Source organism: Spiroplasma floricola 23-6 (genome assembly GCF_002813555.1).
GTDB lineage: Bacteria > Bacillota_I > Bacilli_A > Mycoplasmatales > Mycoplasmataceae > Spiroplasma_A > Spiroplasma_A floricola.
Genome location: NZ_CP025057.1, coordinates 81,825 through 100,964 on the forward strand (window position 1 = coordinate 81,825; position 19,140 = coordinate 100,964).

At 24.0% G+C, this 19,140-nt stretch carries 19 protein-coding genes and 1 other RNA gene; 16 read left to right on the plus strand and 4 right to left on the minus strand.

Features of this window, described 5'->3' with window-relative positions; genetic code table 4:
* The first annotated feature begins 49 nt into the window (after positions 1–49).
* Positions 50–187, plus strand: coding sequence for a hypothetical protein (locus SFLOR_RS05830; RefSeq protein ID WP_157806907.1), 138 nt, complete (start codon positions 50–52; stop codon positions 185–187).
* Between the two features lie 39 nt (positions 188–226).
* Here SFLOR_RS05830 and SFLOR_RS00400 read toward each other — a convergent pair whose 3' ends face one another.
* From SFLOR_RS00400 to SFLOR_RS00410, 3 genes are all read right to left on the minus strand, one after another.
* Positions 227–595, minus strand: a complete 369-nt coding sequence (locus SFLOR_RS00400; RefSeq protein WP_100916135.1) for a hypothetical protein — start codon at positions 593–595, stop codon at positions 227–229.
* 68 nt (positions 596–663) lie between these two features.
* The gene (locus tag SFLOR_RS00405; RefSeq protein WP_100916136.1) at positions 664–1,068 is read right to left on the minus strand and encodes a hypothetical protein; all 405 of its coding nucleotides are present in this window, start codon (positions 1,066–1,068) and stop codon (positions 664–666) included.
* 82 nt (positions 1,069–1,150) lie between these two features.
* Positions 1,151–1,405 carry a hypothetical protein gene (locus SFLOR_RS00410; RefSeq protein ID WP_100916137.1) on the minus strand — a complete coding sequence of 85 codons (255 nt, stop codon included), beginning with the start codon at positions 1,403–1,405 and terminating at the stop codon, positions 1,151–1,153.
* An 88-nt stretch (positions 1,406–1,493) separates the two neighbouring features.
* On the opposite strand from SFLOR_RS00410, the gene ssrA reads away from it, so the two are divergent.
* From ssrA to trmB, 4 genes are all read left to right on the plus strand, one after another.
* Positions 1,494–1,906, plus strand: a transfer-messenger RNA (tmRNA) gene (ssrA, locus tag SFLOR_RS00415).
* A 43-nt stretch (positions 1,907–1,949) separates the two neighbouring features.
* A complete protein-coding gene (locus tag SFLOR_RS00420) occupies positions 1,950–3,896 on the plus strand; it encodes an EAL domain-containing protein (protein WP_100916138.1) in 1,947 nt (648 codons plus the stop codon).
* Between the two features lie 14 nt (positions 3,897–3,910).
* The gene (gene mgtE, locus SFLOR_RS00425; protein WP_100916139.1) at positions 3,911–5,362 is read left to right on the plus strand and encodes a magnesium transporter; all 1,452 of its coding nucleotides are present in this window, start codon (positions 3,911–3,913) and stop codon (positions 5,360–5,362) included.
* A 15-nt stretch (positions 5,363–5,377) separates the two neighbouring features.
* Complete coding sequence (gene trmB / locus SFLOR_RS00430; RefSeq protein WP_100916140.1) at positions 5,378–6,028, plus strand: tRNA (guanosine(46)-N7)-methyltransferase TrmB; 651 nt, start codon at positions 5,378–5,380, stop codon at positions 6,026–6,028.
* On the opposite strand, the gene SFLOR_RS00435 is transcribed toward trmB, so the two are convergent.
* The gene (locus SFLOR_RS00435) at positions 6,025–6,576 is read right to left on the minus strand and encodes a hypothetical protein (RefSeq protein ID WP_100916141.1); all 552 of its coding nucleotides are present in this window, start codon (positions 6,574–6,576) and stop codon (positions 6,025–6,027) included. The two genes, trmB and SFLOR_RS00435, sit on opposite strands and share 4 nt — an antisense overlap.
* Positions 6,577–6,946: 370 nt before the next feature.
* Here SFLOR_RS00435 and deoD point away from each other — a divergent pair, with 370 nt between their 5' ends.
* The 11 genes from deoD to nrdF all read left to right on the plus strand — a co-directional run bounded on the left by deoD (position 6,947) and on the right by nrdF (position 19,137).
* Positions 6,947–7,666 (plus strand): purine-nucleoside phosphorylase, encoded by a 720-nt coding sequence (gene deoD, locus SFLOR_RS00440; RefSeq protein ID WP_100916142.1) that lies wholly within the window; start codon positions 6,947–6,949, stop codon positions 7,664–7,666.
* A gap of 147 nt (positions 7,667–7,813) precedes the next feature.
* A complete protein-coding gene (gene tsaD / locus SFLOR_RS00445) occupies positions 7,814–8,779 on the plus strand; it encodes a tRNA (adenosine(37)-N6)-threonylcarbamoyltransferase complex transferase subunit TsaD (protein WP_100916143.1) in 966 nt (321 codons plus the stop codon).
* 3 nt (positions 8,780–8,782) lie between these two features.
* On the plus strand, positions 8,783–9,562 hold the full coding sequence (locus SFLOR_RS00450) for a MurR/RpiR family transcriptional regulator (protein ID WP_100916144.1): 780 nt from the start codon (positions 8,783–8,785) through the stop codon (positions 9,560–9,562).
* Between the two features lie 24 nt (positions 9,563–9,586).
* On the plus strand, positions 9,587–10,696 hold the full coding sequence (locus tag SFLOR_RS00455) for an alpha/beta hydrolase (RefSeq protein WP_100916145.1): 1,110 nt from the start codon (positions 9,587–9,589) through the stop codon (positions 10,694–10,696).
* 64 nt (positions 10,697–10,760) lie between these two features.
* Positions 10,761–12,122 (plus strand): asparagine--tRNA ligase, encoded by a 1,362-nt coding sequence (asnS, locus tag SFLOR_RS00460; RefSeq protein ID WP_100916146.1) that lies wholly within the window; start codon positions 10,761–10,763, stop codon positions 12,120–12,122.
* 99 nt (positions 12,123–12,221) lie between these two features.
* Complete coding sequence (locus SFLOR_RS00465) at positions 12,222–13,187, plus strand: glycosyltransferase family 2 protein (protein WP_100916147.1); 966 nt, start codon at positions 12,222–12,224, stop codon at positions 13,185–13,187.
* 12 nt (positions 13,188–13,199) lie between these two features.
* The gene (locus tag SFLOR_RS00470; protein ID WP_100916148.1) at positions 13,200–13,880 is read left to right on the plus strand and encodes an RDD family protein; all 681 of its coding nucleotides are present in this window, start codon (positions 13,200–13,202) and stop codon (positions 13,878–13,880) included.
* Positions 13,873–15,075 carry a serine hydrolase domain-containing protein gene (locus tag SFLOR_RS00475; RefSeq protein ID WP_100916149.1) on the plus strand — a complete coding sequence of 401 codons (1,203 nt, stop codon included), beginning with the start codon at positions 13,873–13,875 and terminating at the stop codon, positions 15,073–15,075. The genes SFLOR_RS00470 and SFLOR_RS00475 overlap by 8 nt, the downstream gene beginning before the upstream one ends.
* A 12-nt stretch (positions 15,076–15,087) precedes the next feature.
* Positions 15,088–17,262: an ATP-dependent helicase gene (locus SFLOR_RS00480; protein ID WP_100916150.1), complete on the plus strand. Its 2,175-nt coding sequence runs from the start codon at positions 15,088–15,090 to the stop codon at positions 17,260–17,262.
* Positions 17,263–17,339: 77 nt separating this feature from the next.
* A complete protein-coding gene (locus tag SFLOR_RS00485) occupies positions 17,340–17,603 on the plus strand; it encodes an HPr family phosphocarrier protein (protein WP_100916151.1) in 264 nt (87 codons plus the stop codon).
* Positions 17,604–18,114: 511 nt separating this feature from the next.
* A complete protein-coding gene (nrdF, locus tag SFLOR_RS00490; protein WP_100916152.1) occupies positions 18,115–19,137 on the plus strand; it encodes a class 1b ribonucleoside-diphosphate reductase subunit beta in 1,023 nt (340 codons plus the stop codon).
* Positions 19,138–19,140: the final 3 nt, after the last annotated feature.

Genomic DNA, 19,140 nt, shown 5'->3' on the forward strand with positions numbered 1-19,140 from the left:
CTTTTATATATGTTAAAAAAATGATAATATTACTTGGGAGGAAAATGAAATGAGAAATGCAGCATATATACTTTGTATAATATCAACAGTTTTATGTTCTTGAATGTTAATACCAATGGCTTGAATGATTCCAATGACATTGGCAGCAAAAAAAGTATTGGTGATGGTCAACAACATATTGCTTTAGGAGTATGTAATATATTATTTATGGCTATACCATTTGGAATTATATCTGGAATTTTAATATTAATTCCAGAAGAATAAAAAAGAAATTTATTAAGTAAATAGAACCTGCAAAAGCTCCTAATAATGAAAGTCCTGCAATAACAATTGAAATTATTCCAGCAGCAAGTATTTTTTTATTACTTTTATTTTTAGAAGTTAAGAATACTAAAATAATAATTGGAAATATTAATGTTATAGCCATAATTATAATTGATATTATTACTGCAATAGTTCCAGCAGCTATGTTAGTGCTTCCACCTGCTGCTATTAGAGTAAAGCCAGCTAATATTGTTATAATTGAAGCAATTGCTGTTGTTACAATCATAACTATTGAACCAGCAACACCTAAACCTTTTGATGTCTTAGTCATTTTTTACCTCCTTCCCAAAATATTTTATATTAAAAATAAAAATCTTATAAGTTTATTAAAAAAATAATTTAATATTCACTATCATCTTCTTCAATTTCTTTTACTTTTCTATCTTTTTTTTCTTTTTCTTGATTATCTACTGGCGTTGACATTAATATTATTCCGCTTGCTAATGTCAGTCCACCTGATATTAATTGCCCAAATAATAGTGATAGTCCTCCAATTACTATTTGAAATACGCCTAATCCTGCATAGTTATCCTTATCTTTCTTAGATAACATAACTAAAATTGCAATATTTAAACCTAAAGAAACTCCAAAACCAATTATAAGTATAATCATCATTGTAAAAATTAAAAATCTTGCTCCTGGATTTGCGTCTTGATTACCTACTGCTAATATTATAAGAGTAATTATCAAACCTAATGATACAATTGCTCCTGCTAATCCCAGACTTTTTGCTGTTTTATTCATATCTATTCCTCCTTAAATTTATTTTATACTAATAAGTAAAACTAAAAAACCTATTAGTAAATTCACTAATAGGTTTTTTTATTTATTTTCAAATATAGACTAAAATATTTGCAGGTTTTCCACAACCACAAATTCCACAATTTTCTTTTTCTTCTTTTAACTCTATATATGCATTTAAGTAATCAGAAAATCCCTTTGCTAAACTATTGCTTACATGTTCACCTTTTTCTAATGCCATTAGAATAGTTTGTCCTTTATCCAAAATTTCTTTTATATCTTTTAATTCAAATTTAGACATATCAGAAATTTCAAAAACATTATTTAAGTTTTTGCTCATTTTTTCACTCCCTAATTAAATTATATTCTTAAATATAAAATATAATAGAAACTTTATTTATTAAAATATTGTTTTATAATATATGTATGGGGGTGTCCCGGTTTCGACAGGATACATCTGATCCATAACTGCAGTGGTTTGGTAAACCTTAATACTACTAGGTTTGATAAAATGCAAACGAAGAAAAAAATGAATTTGAAATGCCAGCATTCATGATCAATAATGCATCAGCTGGAGTTGCTTTAGCAGCTTAATAAACTCTCGAAGTTTATAGCAATTCAACGTTATGAAATGTGTTTGTGCTTCATTGATTAACGTATTACCTAGCACAATAGAATAAATGATTTTAATGATAAATTTATTTGAAATATAATCATTAACGCTATAAAATTGAATCTTGTTGAATCTGTTGTTTTATAGTGTAAGTTAGATACAACTAAACTGTAGATGTTATGGGTTGGAGTATTTTGGACGCGGGTTCGATTCCCGCCATCTCCACCATTTTTTATTTTTAATTGTTTTATAAGAAAGGAATGTAATTTATATGAATATTGTGTCAATATTAATTGCATGTTTTTCTTATACAACAATTATAGCTATGTGTTATACAATATTTTGAGGTTTAACAAGACATTTATTTACTAAGTTAAAAATTTATTATGAAATTTTTTTGGGATTTGTTCTAGGATTTATTTCAACATTCTCAATTATTTTAATAAACTTACTTAGTGGAAATAGTAGTAATTTGGGTCTTACTATTTTAATGCCAACTTTTTTATATTGAGTTGCTATTATTTTTATTTCAACATTCTCAAGTATTGGAATATTAACTTGTAATATATTAAATTTAGTTTTATTTTCTTCATTATTTGGTGAATACTTTGGAAAGCCAACAGATACTTGAACAATTACAATGTTAACAATAGCTTATACAGTTCCTCTTTTAAATTATTTAATATCAACATTTTGAAAAAAAATATCAAATTGATCTAATTGATCAATAACAACAATTATTTTACTTCTTGTGGGTCTAATCTGAAATTTATTTAGAATAAAAACACCACAAGATCTTCCAAATTTAGCTAATTTATTATTTTGATTAGGTAGTGGGTACTTAGCATATGCATATATTACACTTATTAATCAGATATATCTTCATGCTCTGAAATTACAAAATATTGTTAGATATGATAACTTATATTATTTAAATTTTTCATCAGCTCACGAGCAAATTCTAAATAAAATTCAAGAAGATAAAATAAAATATGGAATATATTTAACATATTTTATTTCTGATTTTGAGAATTTTGAATTAAAAGTAAATCGAGAAATAAAAGATATAATTGTAAATTCAGTTTCTGAAGAAAGTTATACATTAATAAAAAATAGTTTCTCAAATGCTATATTTTTTAAACCTAATTACAAAACTTTTGGTACTTTTATTCCCTTTGAATTTAATGAAAATTTTAATGAAAAGGAAAATAATTATTTAGAAAGAATAAAAAATATATTTAAAAAAATAAATGTAACTTTTAAAATTGAAAATTATAAAATATCTGTAAAATTAAAATCAGTTTGATCATATTATGGTTTACATTCTAATAATTTAGATACTTTATTAGAATATAATAGACACGTTGCCAATGATTTTTTATTAACTTATCATGATAAAAATATTATTGTAAATCCTATGGAAATTTTAAAAGAAAAAAATCAAAATAAAAAAATGCTTTCATTGAATGAGGTAGCTAATTTAAATCAATTTGTAACTTTATTTGAACCAATATTTTCTATAGAACAAAAGGATTTTACTTCATATTTTTTAAATGGTATGATTGATGGAATTGAAATAGATTCTGAATTATTTGATAAAAAAAATCAACTTATTTCAGATATGGGATTATCAACTTTATTTTTAAGATACACTTCATTTCAATCTTTAAAAAAGTTATCAAAGCAAAATAATCTTGTTAAGGAAAAATCTATTTTTATAGATTATGATAGCAATTATTTGTCAAATGAAAACTTTGATACAAATGAATTTTTATTAAAACTAAAAAACTTAAAAATAGACTTATCAAAATTAATATTAAACTTTAATTTAAATAAAGAAATTGATAATCAAAAGTTATTGGAGAAAAATATTCAAAAATTAAAAAAACATTTAATTAGAATATCTGTTTCAAACTTTGGCTCATTAAAAACAGACTTTTCTTTAATTAGTTTATATAAGCCTGAATTTATTTTTTTAGAAAAAGAAATTTCAAAAAAAATAAATTATATTAAAGAAAATGAAAATATAGTATTGGAAAGTATTAAAATTGCGAATAAAATAGAAGCAAAGTTAATTGCAACTTCTGTAAATAGTTATATAGTTTATAAACATCTAAGATTTTTAGGAATTAAAATGTTTACAGGAGAACTTATTGGTAGTTCAATTGAACCTAAAGAAATAATTTCAGAGGAATTAAAATATTTATTAAATAAATAGAAGGAAACTTATAAATGTTAGAAAAAAGCGAAAATATAAAGCACTTAAGTGAAGAAATTGAAAGATTAGTAATTGATAATGATATTAAAAAACTTAGAGAATTTGAAGAAACACATTATCCTCAAGATATTGCAGAAGCACTTGAAAAATTAGATGAGAAAATTATTATTATTGCTTTGAGATTATTTACAAATGATACAAGCAGTGAGATTTTTCCACATCTTGATGCGGATATACAAGAAGAAATTATAAATAAAATGTCTTCTAAACAAATATCTGAATTATTTTCAGATTTATATACAGATGATATTGTAGACATTTTAGAAGAAATGCCATCAAATATTGTTAAAAAGGTTTTGCGTTCATCAACTCCAGAGGCAAGAGCACAAATAAACAATATTTTAAAATATAATGATGATACTGCAGGAAGTATTATGAGTGTTGATTATACAAGATTTAAAGTAGACTGAACAGTAACTGAAGCGATTGAAAAAATTAGAGAGCGTAATGAAGAATCAGAAGATCATAATACATTTTATGTAGTGGATGATTTAAATAATTTAAAGGGAACTGTAGAATTAAAAGATTTAGTTTTTTCTAAAGGGAATTTAAAATTATCTGAAATTATGGATGAGCGTGTTCTTTTTGCTTTTACAAAAGATGATCAAGAAACTGTTATAGATAAGTTTAAAAAGTATGACATAACAACTTTACCAGTTATTAATATTCAACAAAAATTAGTAGGGATTGTTACAGTAGATGATGTTCTTGATGTTATTGAAGAAGAAGTAACAGAAGATATTCATAAAATGGCAGGTATTAGCCCAACAGATGATGAATATTTCAAAACAAGTATTTGAAAAATGGTTAGATCAAGAAGTATTTGATTAATGTTTTTAATGATTTCTGCAACTTTGTCACAAATTATAATATCTATGTTTATGAGAATTTATAGTGTAAATCAAACAAATAATGGTCAAAGTTCAGCAAATGAAATTAGTTATATTATTACAATGTTTTTAACTCCTTTACTAACAGTTATATCAGGAACGACTGGAAATGCAGGTAGTCAATCATCAACTATGATTGTTAGAGCTTTATCTTTAAAAGAAGTAGAGACCAAAGATTTTGCAAGAGTGTTATGAAAAGAATTTAGAGTAGCTCTTATTACTGGTTTAATACTAATATCTGTTAACTTTGTAAGAATGGTTGTAATTTATTCAATTGAAACAAAAGGAAATCTTAATGACCCAAGAATTTGATATACGATAGCAACACTTTCTATTTCAATGTATTTATCTGTAATAATGGCAAAGGTAATTGGAGGAACTCTTCCAATACTTGCTAAAAAATTAAAATTAGATCCAGCTGTTATGGCAGCGCCTTTACTTACAACAATTGTTGATGCTTTATCTACTGCAATATTCTTCTCAATTGGTTTAATATTCTTTGCCCAATATATTTAAAGATGGAGGTTAAAAATGAGATTAAGAAATAAAAATTGAACTAAAAACTATATTGAAGAAAATTCAAAATATATGATAAATGCAGAGAAAAAAATTAATATTGATAAATTATTTAAAAAAAAGCAAGATACTTATTTAGAAATAGGTTGTGGAAAAGGTAAATTTATAATTGAACAAGCAATTAAAAATAAGGATAAGAATTTTATAGCAATGGAAAAAGAAACTACAGTAATAGGTGTGGCTTTAAAAAAAGCTATCACAACTGAGGATTTTGATTTAACAAATTTATTATTTTTAAATAAATATGCTGAAAATTTATTGGATTTATTTAATCTAAATTCACTTAATGGAATCTTTCTTAATTTTTCAGATCCTTGACCTAAATCAAAGAGTTTTAAAAAAAGATTAACATATATAGATTTTTTAAATATATATTGAGATTTACTTAAAGATAATGGAATTATCGAAATAAAAACAGACAATGATAAATTGTATGAATTTAGTTTAGAAGAAATTGCAAAATCAAAATTTAAATTAATTTATAATACAAATAATTTATATTCTGAAAAAGAATTATTGAAAGATAATATAGCAACTGAATATGAAGAAAAATTCCATAATTTAGGCAAAAATATAAATAAAATAGTAATAAAAAAAGAGGTTTAACTTTTAGTTTCAACCTCTTTTTTTGGTGGATTTTTAATAAAATCTAAATAAGCTTTTTTAAAATCTTCATTTAAGCTTATTAAATATTTAGTGATTTCAAAAAATAAAATTAAATATGTAAAATTTATTCAAAATAATATGAAAAATATCCATCATGTTTTTTTTGCATTTTCTGCTCAACTAATTTTGTTTATTAATGATCCACTAGTTAATTCAATAAAAAAAGCACCTACAGTAAATAAAATTATGAAAGTATAAACAAATCTATTTTTAATAATTTTTAATGTTTTTTCTTCTGTTTCAATGTTTGTTGTTACTTCCATGTTGTAAAACAGAGAAACCGATGTTTTACTTAAGTTTGTAGTCAAACAAACTAGATAAATTAAAATAAAATTAAGATTAATTTGGCAAACAAGAGTTATTTTTTCTTTAGTTGATAAAGGTATACTTAACAATATTATTGAGCAAATTACAATAAGTGATAAAGTTATTGAACCAAATCACAATATTGGTTTTCTAAGATCTGTTTTGATTAATTTAAAATCCATTTTTTTCACCTTAATTATTATATTATAAATATCTCTTTATAAGAAAAAAATCTAACTCTCTAAATATATATAATGATAAAAAACATAAAAGAAATATATTTACTTAAAGTATTGAACAGATTTTAAGAACATAAATAATTATTGATTCATAAAATTATTCAAATAAAAGTTTTTATGTAAAACTATTTGAAATGAACTAATCAAATTTTTACAATTTATTTTATTAAGTTTAGCTTATAATTTTGTCTTTACAAAAACACGTATAAGCATATTTCTTTTAACAAAACTTTAAAATAAAATAAAAAAGAGAAGTTCTATTTAAACTTTTTATTTTTTGTTTAAAATTAAAATTATAAAAGGAGATTTTAATATGTCAAATATACCTACACCCCATATTGAAGCTAAAAAAGAAGATATAGCAAGAATAGTATTAATGCCAGGAGATCCATTAAGAGCAAAAAAAATTGCAGAAACATATTTAGAAGATATAAAACTTGTAAACAGTGTTAGAAATATGTTTATGTATACAGGAAATTATAAAAATATAAAAGTAACTATAGCAGGAAGCGGTATGGGTTGTCCTAGTATTGGTATTTATTCTTATGAACTGTTTAAATTTTATGATGTTGATTATATTATTAGAGTTGGTAGTGCTGGAAGTTATAGCGAAAAAATAAATGTCTATGATATTTTCAATGTTAAAGAAGCTTTTGGTGAAAGTAATTATGCAAAAATTGCAGCAAATATTGATTCAAATATTATTCAATCAGGAGAAAAACTATTTAATAAAATTGAAGAAGTAGCTAAAAAAAATAATATAGAAATTCATTCAGGAAGATGTCATTCATCTGATGTTTTTTATAGATATGAAGACTCAATGAAATTTGCAAAAGAAAATAATCTTGATGTAGTGGAAATGGAATCGTATGCTCTATTTGCAAATGCTATTGCAACAAATAAACAAGCAGCTTGTTTATTGACAGTTTCAGATAGTTTTATTACAAAAGAAGTTACAACATCTGAAGAAAGACAAAATAATTTTTTACAAATGATTGAATTAGCTTTAGAAACTTCATTAGAACTTAAATAAAATCAATAACAGAAATAAAATCAATAAAGTCACTAAAAATTGTAATTTTTGGTGATTTTTTTCATTTGGAAAAAAATTCTACTAACTTATTACACAATTATTTAAAATGTAGTAAAATATTTATGATTTTATAAAAGGGGTATCTAAATGAAAATTTTGGCAATTGAATCAAGCTGTGATGAATTTAGTGTTTCAATCATGAATAATGGTAAAATTTTGTCAAATATTATTTCAAGTCAAATAGAGGAACATTCAAAATTCGGGGGAGTTGTACCAGAATTAGCTTCAAGATTACACGTTGAAAATTTTCATTGAGTCTTAAAAGAATCACTTTATCAAAGTAAAATACATTTGAAAGATATTAACTATATTTCTTATACTTCAAATCCTGGATTAATAGGAAGTTTAATTATTGGAAAATTAGTTGCACAAACATTAGCAATGTATTTAAATAAACCACTTATGGAAATGAATCATATTCAAGGGCACATTTATGCAGCAAATATTGAAGAAAAAATTCTATATCCAGCTCTTGCTCTTGTAATAAGTGGAGGTCATACACAAATACAATTATTAAAAAAAGCTTTAGATTTTAAAATAATTGGATCTACTCAAGATGATGCAGTTGGAGAATGCTATGATAAAGTTGCCAGAGTTTTAGGATTAAAATATCCAGGTGGTCCAAAAATTGATAAATTGGCTCAAAAAGGGGATTCAACTAAATATATATTACCTATTAGTAAAAATGATGATACTTATGATTTTTCTTTCTCAGGATTAAAAACTGCAAGTTTAAATCTTATAAGTAAATTAAATCAAAAACAAGAAAAATTAATAATTGAAGATTTTTGTGCAAGTTTTCAAAAAACTGTTTTAGAAACTCTAATGTTGAAATTTGAAAAAGCTGTTAAAGAATTTAAACCAAAATCAATAGCAGTTGTTGGTGGTGTTAGTGCTAATTCAGCAATTAGAAGTAAATTTTGTGAAGTAGGAAAGAAATATAATATAAATAAAATTATTATTCCAAAAATGGAATATTGCACAGATAATGCAGCAATGATTGCGGAATTAACTAATGAATATTTGAAAAAAGATAATCAAGGGGGATTATAATATATGAGATCATTTTTAAGTAAGTTAACAACAATTGATGATAAAGATTTGACAATTAAAGAAAAGAAAATTGTAGAATATATTAAAAATCATTTAAAAGAAATTGTTGACACAAATATGAAAATTGAAAGAATGGCACAAGAAGCTGGAACAGGTTATAGTGCCATATATGGACTTTTAAAAAAATTAAATATTAAAGGATTTAGAGATTTTGCAATTTCACTTGCAAATGATGCTGAAAATCAAGAAATTAATGTTGCGAAGAATGATGAAAATGTTGTTTCAGGATATATAAATATAATTAAACAAAATTATGCATTAATTGAAAAAAAGTCAATTTTTGAAACTCTAAATATAATTAAAAACTCAAAAAGAATTTTCTTTTGTTATTGAGAAAATTTACTTTGAGGACCAGCACATGAATTATCAAACTTTTTTTATAAAATAGGATTTAATGTTTATTTATTAGACAGTGATCAAGAAACTATAAAAGATAGAATAAAATTCTCAAATGAGGATGATGTATTTATTTTCTTAACAAGATATGGTAATTCTTCAAGATTAGATAATGTTATTAAAGAACTTGGAGAAAAGAAAAGAAAAATTATTTATATATCAGGTAAAATTGCTTCTTATGATGTTACAAAATATTTAAACTCAATACATACATTAATAGTTGATAATCCAGATGAAAGTATTTATAAAGGACATATTTCTCACTCAGTTCCTTTTAATTACTTTAATGATTTATTAATTTATCATTTTTTAAATTCTGAAAATTAGTTTTTTATAAGTTATAATTAATTTATGAAAAAGAAGAAGAGAGTTAAGAAAAATAAGCTTATAAATGCTATTAAAAAAAGTTTTAAAGCTTTTTATGGAGTTATGGAAAAGCCATTTTGTGCACCTAATTTTGAGGTATCTAAAAAAATTAAACAATTTGAAAAAACAAAAGAAGACAGAAAATGAATGAAAGAAATTTTAACTACTAATAGAATAGTTAGAAAATTTTACAAAAGATCTGAACTTGAAATAAAAGATCTTGAAAATGTCTCTCTTTTTTCATTTAAATCAAGAGATAATCTTGATCTTGTTGGTTTGATTTATGAACCAAATAAAAATTCAAATAAATGGGTTATAGCATCTCATTGATTTGCAGGACATAAAACATGAGCTTTACATCATGCTATGATATTTGCCAAAATGGGTTATAACATTATTGCATATGATTTTAGAGGTCATGGCCAATCACAAGATTACTCAACTACAATGGGTGGTAAAGAACATTTGGATTTAATGGGGGCTGTTGACTGATTAAAAGAAAATAAACAAATTGATCAACTTGCGTTTATGGGTACAAGTATGGGAGGTTTTGTTTCAAATTATTGCTCAATATTTTATCAAGAAGAACTGCAAAAACTAAATTTTAAATTTGTTATTTCTGATGTTGCATATGCAAGTATATTTACTTTATTTTTACACATAAAAAAAGTTTATTTATGAATAATTCCTAAGAAAAGAACTAAAAAATTTATTAATAAAATTATTGAAAAACAAAATAAACAGGAATCTAATATAAATCTTCATGAAATAAATATTTTCACATTATTAGAAGAACAAGAAAAGAAGAATTTATTCCCAACTTTATTTTTTCACTCAACTGATGATAAGGTTACAAGTCCTACAGATACTTATGAACTTATGATTAAAAGAAATTTTGAAGAAGATGATTATGTAATGTTTAATTTTTCAATGCATACACAATCCATTAGATATCATTTTAAAAATTTTAATTATAAAATAGCAGAATTTATTTCCAAATTTGAACAGGATAATACTTCATTTGAAAATATTGTAGAGGAATGAAAATTAATAGAGTTTGAAAAAAGAGATGAAATTTCTATTCTACTAAAATAAAAATAAAGAGGGTGTAAACTTTCTTTTTTTGTATAATATTAATATATAAAAAGGAAGTATTGGCATGAAAGATATTAAAACATTATTTTTGGAATTTAAAAATACTAAAGAGATTACTTTAATAGCAAGAGTAAGAAGTAACAGACAAGGAAAAGTAGTAAGTTTTTTAGTTTTAACAGATGGAACAACAGTAAAAGATGTACAAGTTGTTTATAAATCTGATGTTAAGGGATATAAAGATGCAGTGCAAGCAAGAGTAAGTTCAATTGTTGAAGTAAAAGGAATTGTTGTTTTAACACCAGATAAACAACAAGATTTTGAAATACAAGCTCAAGAAATTATTTTATTAGATCAATCTATTGAAGAATATCCACTTCAAAAAAAAGAACATTCACCAGAATTTTTGAGAGAAATTTCTCACTTGAGAGCTAGAACAAAAACATTTCAATCAATTTTTAAAATTAGATCAGTTACTGCATTTGCGATACATAAATTTTTTCAAGAAAAAAATTATGTATATATCAATACACCAATAATTACAGAAAATGATGCAGAAGGAGCTGGAGAAGCTTTTATAGTTACAACAAGACAAGATGGAAAATATGAAGAAGACTTTTTTGGGAAAAAAGCAAATCTAACTGTTTCAGGTCAATTAAATGCAGAAGCTTATGCTCAAGCATTTAAAAATGTTTATACATTTGGCCCAACATTTAGAGCTGAAAATTCTAATACATCAAAACATGCAGCTGAGTTTTGAATGATAGAACCTGAAATGGCGTTTTGTGATTTAAAAGAAAATATGCAAATAATTGAAGATCTTGTAAAATACTCAATTAATTATGTTTTTGAAAATGCAAGAGAGGAATTAGAATTCTGTAATGAAAACTTAGAAGAAGGTCTAATTGATAAATTAAATAATGTTAGAAATTCTAAATTTGTTATTAATAAATATGAAGAAGTTATAAAAATTCTTCAAAAAGCAGTTTTGGATGGACATAAATTTGAAGAATCATCTATTGAATTTGGATTAGATTTAGCAACTGAACATGAAAGATATATTTGTGAAGTTGTAAATAAATGCCCTACTTTTGTAACTGACTATCCTAAAGAAATTAAAGCTTTTTACATGAAACAAAATGATGATAACAGAACTGTTGCTGCAACAGATTTATTAGTGCCAGGAATTGGTGAATTAGTTGGTGGAAGTCAAAGAGAAGATGACTATGATAAAATAACTGATAGATGTAAAAAAATGGGTATTAATATTGAAGAATTAAGTTGATATAATGATCTAAGAAAATTTGGTTATTATAAATCTTCAGGTTTTGGATTAGGTTTTGAAAGACTTATAATGTATATTACAGGGGCTTCAAATATAAGAGATGTTATTTCATTTCCAAGAACTCCTAGAAATCTACTATTTTAAAAGCAATTTATTTGCTTTTTTATTTTCAAATTACTTGAAAACATTATTTTGTATTTATAATTTAGTGTAAAATTAATATGATACAGGGGGCGAATAGATATGTTAGTTTCATTTGTTATTACATGGCAAGAAATTGAAGAAAATATTAATGCCACATTACAAAGTGTTCTTGATCAAACTGATAAGGATTATGAAATAATTTTAATTTCAGATAAAATGCTAGAAGATAATGATGAATTATCTATATTGAGAAATTATTTTTGAGATATTGATAATGTAAAAATTGTTATAAATAGTTCAATTCAAGGAGCAGCAGTTTGTTGAAATACAGCAATTGATTTAGCTGAAGGAGAATATATTAAGTTTATTTCTCAAGGTGATACTATTAATTCTAATTTTGTAAAAACTATTAGAGAAAACTTAAATAAATTTAAAAATAAAGAAATTGATTTAATTGAGTATAATGTTCAACTAAGTGGATTATCAAATAAATGCATAGATACTTATTTAGAAAAAGGTAAAATTTATAATTTAAATGAAAATTATGACCCACTTGCTCAAAGTGCTGCAACTATTTCAAATAAATTATTTAGAACAAATTTATTAAAAAAATTTGGTTTTAAATTTAGAAGATTTGTAAGATTTGATATGTTATTTGTATACAAAGTTTTAGGTCAAACAGAATCATATTTATTTTTGGATTCAGAACCATTAGAAATAATGTTTTTAGGTCCAATTCAATATTCAGCATTTGATTTAGTAAATCAATGAACACATATTTTAAATTATTATAGAAGAATTGGAAAATTTAAAGATTTAAAAGATTATTTAAATTATGCTTATTATAAAACACTAATTCATACATGATTGTGAAATATTAGAAAATATAATAATAAATTATTAATTAAAAAAGCTGGAAATTTTGCAAATAGAAAATTTGAAGATAAAAGAGAAGATTTTTTAAAAAATAATAAAGCTTTTAAAAAATCAAAAGATACTAAATTTATTGAAATAGTTGAAGATTTCCCTAATTATATTAAAAAATTATTAAAGCTTGCAAAATAAAAGGTAAATTTTATGGAGAAACAAAATGACAAAAAACCTTTAGAAAAATCTTCTCATAAATTGGTAAAGCCACATTTGGGAAGAATTTTTTTATCTAGACTTTTTGATATTATTATTTGCTCGATACCAACAATAGTTTTATCATTTTTAAATCCAATTCATGATTGAAAAACATTTCTGATAAATATTCCAATAAGTCAAACTATATTGTTTTTATATTTTATTTTAATTCCTTATTTTTTAAAAGGAAATACACTTGGAAAATTAATTTTCAATTTAAGATTAAAAAAAGAAGATGAATCAAAAATTAAATTAAAAGATATTTTTTTTAGAGAGTTTTATTTTCTGTATATTCCTTTATTATTCCAAATTGTAGTTCAAATAATTATGGGAATTATAATTTTTACTAATTCTAAAGATACAGATTTGAATTTTGTATTAAAAATTATAAATAGTATTGGTTATACATTTTTGGCTATGTGATTTATATATATACCTTTAACAATATATTTACAAAAAGAAAATATATCTTCTATAGATTTAAAATTAAATACAAGAGTATACTATTTAGAGAAAATATTAGTATTTGAAAAAAAAGAAGTTAATAAAAAACATGTTCATTTAGAAAATGAGAAACCAGGAAAAATAGATATATCTGAAATTGATAAAATAATAGGAGAAGAAAATGAATAAGTTTGATAATGTCATAAATAAAATTCAAGAGTTTGTGGAAAAAAAATATTTTACAGGAGCTGTTTTAAAAATTAATCAAAATAAAGAAAATATATTTTCTTATTCTTTTGGAATAAATGACTTAGAAAAAAATACTTTAATGAATGAAGAATTAATTTTTAGAGCTTATTCGATGACAAAAACTATAACTGTTGCAGCATTTTTAACTTTAGTAGATGAGAATAAAATTTCTTTAAAAGATCCTTTATCAAAATTTTATCCTGAATTTAAAAATATGAAAGTTCTAGATAAAAAAAATTTAAACGAAGTAGTAGAATGCAAAAATGAAATTCTAATGAGTCATTTACTTACAATGACATCTGGTTTTACCTATTTTGGAAACAAAAATAAAACTCAAAAAGAAACTACAGTTTTACTTTCTCAATTTGCTAAAAAACAGAATAATAAATTTATGAATTACGAATCTTTTATGAAAGAACTAAGTAAAATACCTTTGGAGTTTGAACCAGGAACTAATTGAAGATATGGTTTATCTTTAGATGTCATTGCAGCTGTTATAGAAAAAGTAACTAAAAAATCTTTCCGAGACTTTGTTAAAGAAAAAATTTTTGAACCTTTGAAAATGAATAGTAGTGATTTCTTTTTAGTAGATAAAAGTCGTGAGGCCAAAGTTTACGAATGAAGTTTAAATGATGATAAACCTAATTTAAAAAAGATTGAAAACTTTAATTTTTTTATTCAAGAACTTGATAAAGTTCCAAATATGCCAATGGGTGGAGCAGGTTTATTCACAACAGCACCAGATTATTTAAAATTTTTAGATTTTCTTTTAGATGGAAAAGATTCAAAAAAAAATGAATTGCTAAGTTCTAAAATTCTTAAAGAAATGACAAAAGATCAATTGAACGAACTTAGAAAAAATTTTATATGAACTTTAAATAAAGACTATAGCTATGGTTTTGGTGTCAGAGTAAGAATAAAAAATGAAAGCTATCCCTTAACAGCAATTAATGAATTTGGTTGAGATGGTCTTTTAGGTTCAACAGGTCTTGTAGATCCAAAAAATAAAATTACAATGTGTTTAATGTTAAGTTCAAAACCAGGACATAATAAATTAGTAGAATCAGAATTTTTTGAAGCTCTTTATAAAGATTTAAAAAATAATGAAATAATTAGTAATGTAGATAAATTATAAGGAGTATTTTGTATGATAGAAAATTTATTAAAAGAATTAAATGATGAGCAGTTAGATTCTGTAATTACAACAGATGTTCCTTTAAGAATTATAGCTGGAGCAGGAAGTGGTAAAACAAGAGTTATTACAACTAAAGTTGCATATTTAATAGAAAAAGAAGGAATGAATCCTTCTAAAATACTGGCTGTAACGTTTACTAATAAAGCAGCTCAGGAAATGAAAGATAGAGTAAAAAAAATACTACCTAGTTTAGATAGAAATCCTATCATTACAACTTTTCATTCTTTTTGTGTTAGAGTTTTGAGAGAGGATTGTGAATATATTGGTTTATCAAAGGATTTTACAATAATTGATAATTCTGATCAAAATAAAATAATTAGAGATATAGTAAAAAAATTAGATATTAGTGATGATAAAAATAAACCAGAAAAAAAGATTCTATCAAAAATTAGTAATTGAAAAACAAAGCAATTATCTTGAGAAGAGGCTTATGAAGAAACATATAATATAGTTGAAAAAAAATGAGCAAAAGCTTATAGAGATTATGAACAACATTTAAGTAATAAAAATTATTTAGATTTTGATGACTTAATTTTAAAAGTACATAAATTGTTTAACGAAAACATAGATATTAGAGAAAAATGAAAATCACGTTTTGACTATGTTATGGTTGATGAGTTTCAAGACACAAATTATACTCAATTTGATTTGATTAAATGATTAACAAAATCAAAAAATAATCTAACTGTTGTTGGAGATCCTGACCAAACAATTTACTCATGAAGAGGAGCAAAAGTTAATATAATTTTAAATTTTAAAAATGAGTTTCAAAATGCAAGAACAATTATGTTAACTGAAAATTATAGATCTACAAAACCAATTTTGGATATTGCAAATCATTTTATTGATAATAATAAAAATAGAGAAAAAAAAGATATCTTTACACAAAAAAAAGAGGGAGAGATAGTTCATGTAAAAGAAGTTGCTTCAAGAAATTTTGAAGCTAAATTTGTTTCAAAAAAAATTAAAGAATTAATTGAAACAAAGGAATATAAATACTCAGATATATATGTTTTATATCGAACTAACGCTTGATCTCAGGAATTTGAAAAAGAGTTTCAAAATCAAAAAATACCTTTTCAGTTAATTGGTGGATTTAAATTTAGAGATAGAAAAGTTATTAAAGATATTACTGCATTATTAAGAACTGTAGCTTTTAAAGACGATTTAGCAATAGATAGAGTTTTTAGTTTTACACCAAAAGTTGGAGTAGTGACAGCTTCAAAATTAAAACAAGCAGCTTTTGATTTAAATGTTAGTTTATTTGATTTCTTAACAAAGTATAAAGAGGAAGTTTATTCAATTTCAAAAAATTTAAATGAGTTAATAAATTGTTTAATAAAAGCTAGAGAGCTTTTCAAAGAAAATAAAAGTTTATTAGAATTAACAGAATTACTTGTTAAAGAGTCAGGTTACAGAGATAGATTGGATTTAAAAGATAAAGAAGATGTCGAATCTTTGCAAAATTTAGAAGTCTATTATGATCAAATGGAAAAATATGATTTTGACTATAATCAATCAGAAAATGAAATTAATAGAACTGTAAATTTTTTACAAGAAGAGGCATTATCAAGTGATGAAGATAACTTGAAGGAAATTAATAAAGTAACTTTATTAACAATTCATTCAGCAAAAGGATTAGAAAATAAAGTTGTTTTTATTGTTGGATTAAATAAAGATGTTTTTCCATCAAAAATGAGTTTTTATTCAATAGAAAGTTTAGAAGAAGAAAGAAGAGCATTTTATGTTGCAATAACAAGAGCTCAAGAAAAACTTTTTATTTCTTATGTTTCTGGAGAATATTCTTACATTTCAAGTGGGGAGTTGGGACCTTCTAGATTTATTCAAGAGTTAAATCCAGAATTATACGAAATTGAAAAGAGTATTTATTTCCATTCAAATAATGACATATCGAGCAGTTACAGAGGTAGTGCTAAAAATTTAGATGTTAAACCAATAAAATTAGAAGCTGGTGTTATTAAGGGAGATAAAATTAAACATATGATCTTTGGAAAAGGAAATGTGATTAAAGTTATAGAAAAGCATATTTCTGTTGCTTTTGATGACCCTAAACAAGGAGTTAAAATGATACCTATAAACTCGAGCTCATGAGAAAAAGTAGACTAATTTATACAAGAAAAAAAATCTTTTTCTTGTATAAAGAACTTTTTTATATAAAATAATATTGTTAAGGAGGATAATACATGACTTCATTCACAGCTAAAGTAATTGATCCAGTAGGATTACATGCAAGGCCTGCATCAGTTTTAACTAAAGAAGCTTCAAAATTTGCTTCAGAAATTAAAATTAAATGTGGAGACAAAGAAGGTAACTTAAAATCAATTATGAACGTTATGGCACTTGCTGTTAAAACTGGTGCTGAAATTACAATTGAAGCAAATGGCGAAGACGAAAAAGAAGCTATTGAAGCAATTGAAAAAGCAATGAAAGATAACTCAATTATCTAGTAATAACAAAACCCTTCAAAAGGGTTTTTTGTTTAAAAAAATAGTAACTTATAAAAGACTAATTTTAATATAATTTTTTTATATTAATTTTTTTTAAAAAATGGGGTACCTTTTTTCCTTTTTTTTAGATATAACAATATTGAAATTAAAAACACAATTTCACAAAAAAAGACCTTGCAAATTTGGTGAAAGTCCAAAACTGTACCAGCATCTCTAATAAGAACATAAATTAAACTTATAGTTTATAACAATTTGAGTCAGATAATTTGGTCTTTTTATTAAATCTTTTACTGGCTATAAAAGAGAATATTTATTTGATAATATTTTAGCCACGATACAAATATCGTGTTTTTGTTTCACTAAAAATGTATTTTATGACGTATTTTGTGAAATGATTAATTTTTAAAATAAATCATTTTTAGCAACTTTATTTTAGGTATTAATTTAAGGTGTCTTTGAGGCACACAATTCTATAAAAATATAGAAATTTTAAGAAAGGTAACACAAGATTATGGCAAAGAAAAAAAATCAATATTACTACGATTCTCTTTCTCCAATTGAGTTTGCAATGAATAAATTTAGTGGAAGAATGAGATCAGTAAATTGAAATGTTATGAATGATGATAAAGATTTAGAAGTTTGAAATAGAGCAACTCAAAACTTCTGATTACCTGAAAAAGTTCCAGTTTCAAATGATTTAGTGTCTTGAAAGACTTTAACTCCAGAATGACAACAATTAGTTACAAGAACTTTTACAGGATTAACATTGCTAGATACAATACAAGCAACTGTTGGAGATGTGGCACAAGTGCCAAATTCATTAACAGATCATGAACAAGTTATTTATACTAATTTTGCATTTATGGTAGCTGTTCATGCAAGATCATATGGAACAATATTTTCTACTTTATGTTCAAGTGAACAAATTGAAGAAGCACATGAATGAGTTATTAATTGTAATAGTTTACAAGAAAGAGCTAAGGCTCTAATTCCTTACTATGTGGGAAATGATCCTTTAAAATCTAAAGTAGCAGCAGCACTTATGCCAGGATTTTTATTGTACGGAGGATTTTATCTACCATTTTATTTATCAGCACGTGGTAAATTACCAAATACTTCAGATATAATAAGATTAATTTTAAGAGATAAAGTTATTCATAACTATTACAGTGGATATAAATATCAAAGAAAAGTTGAAAAATTACCTCCTAAAGAACAAGCTGAAATGAAAAAATTTGTTTTCGATTTATTATATGAATTAATTGATTTAGAAAATAAATTTTTATATGAATTATATGATGGATTTGGAATTGCAGAAGATGCAGTAAGATTTAGTTTATATAATGCTGGAAAGTTTTTACAAAATTTAGGTTATGAGTCTCCATTCTCAGAAGAAGAGACAAGAATTGAACCTGAAATATTTACTCAATTATCAGCTAGAGCTGATGAGAATCATGATTTCTTTTCTGGAAACGGTTCATCTTATGTTATGGGTGTTACAGAAGAAACTTCAGATGAAGATTGAGAATTTTAAAAA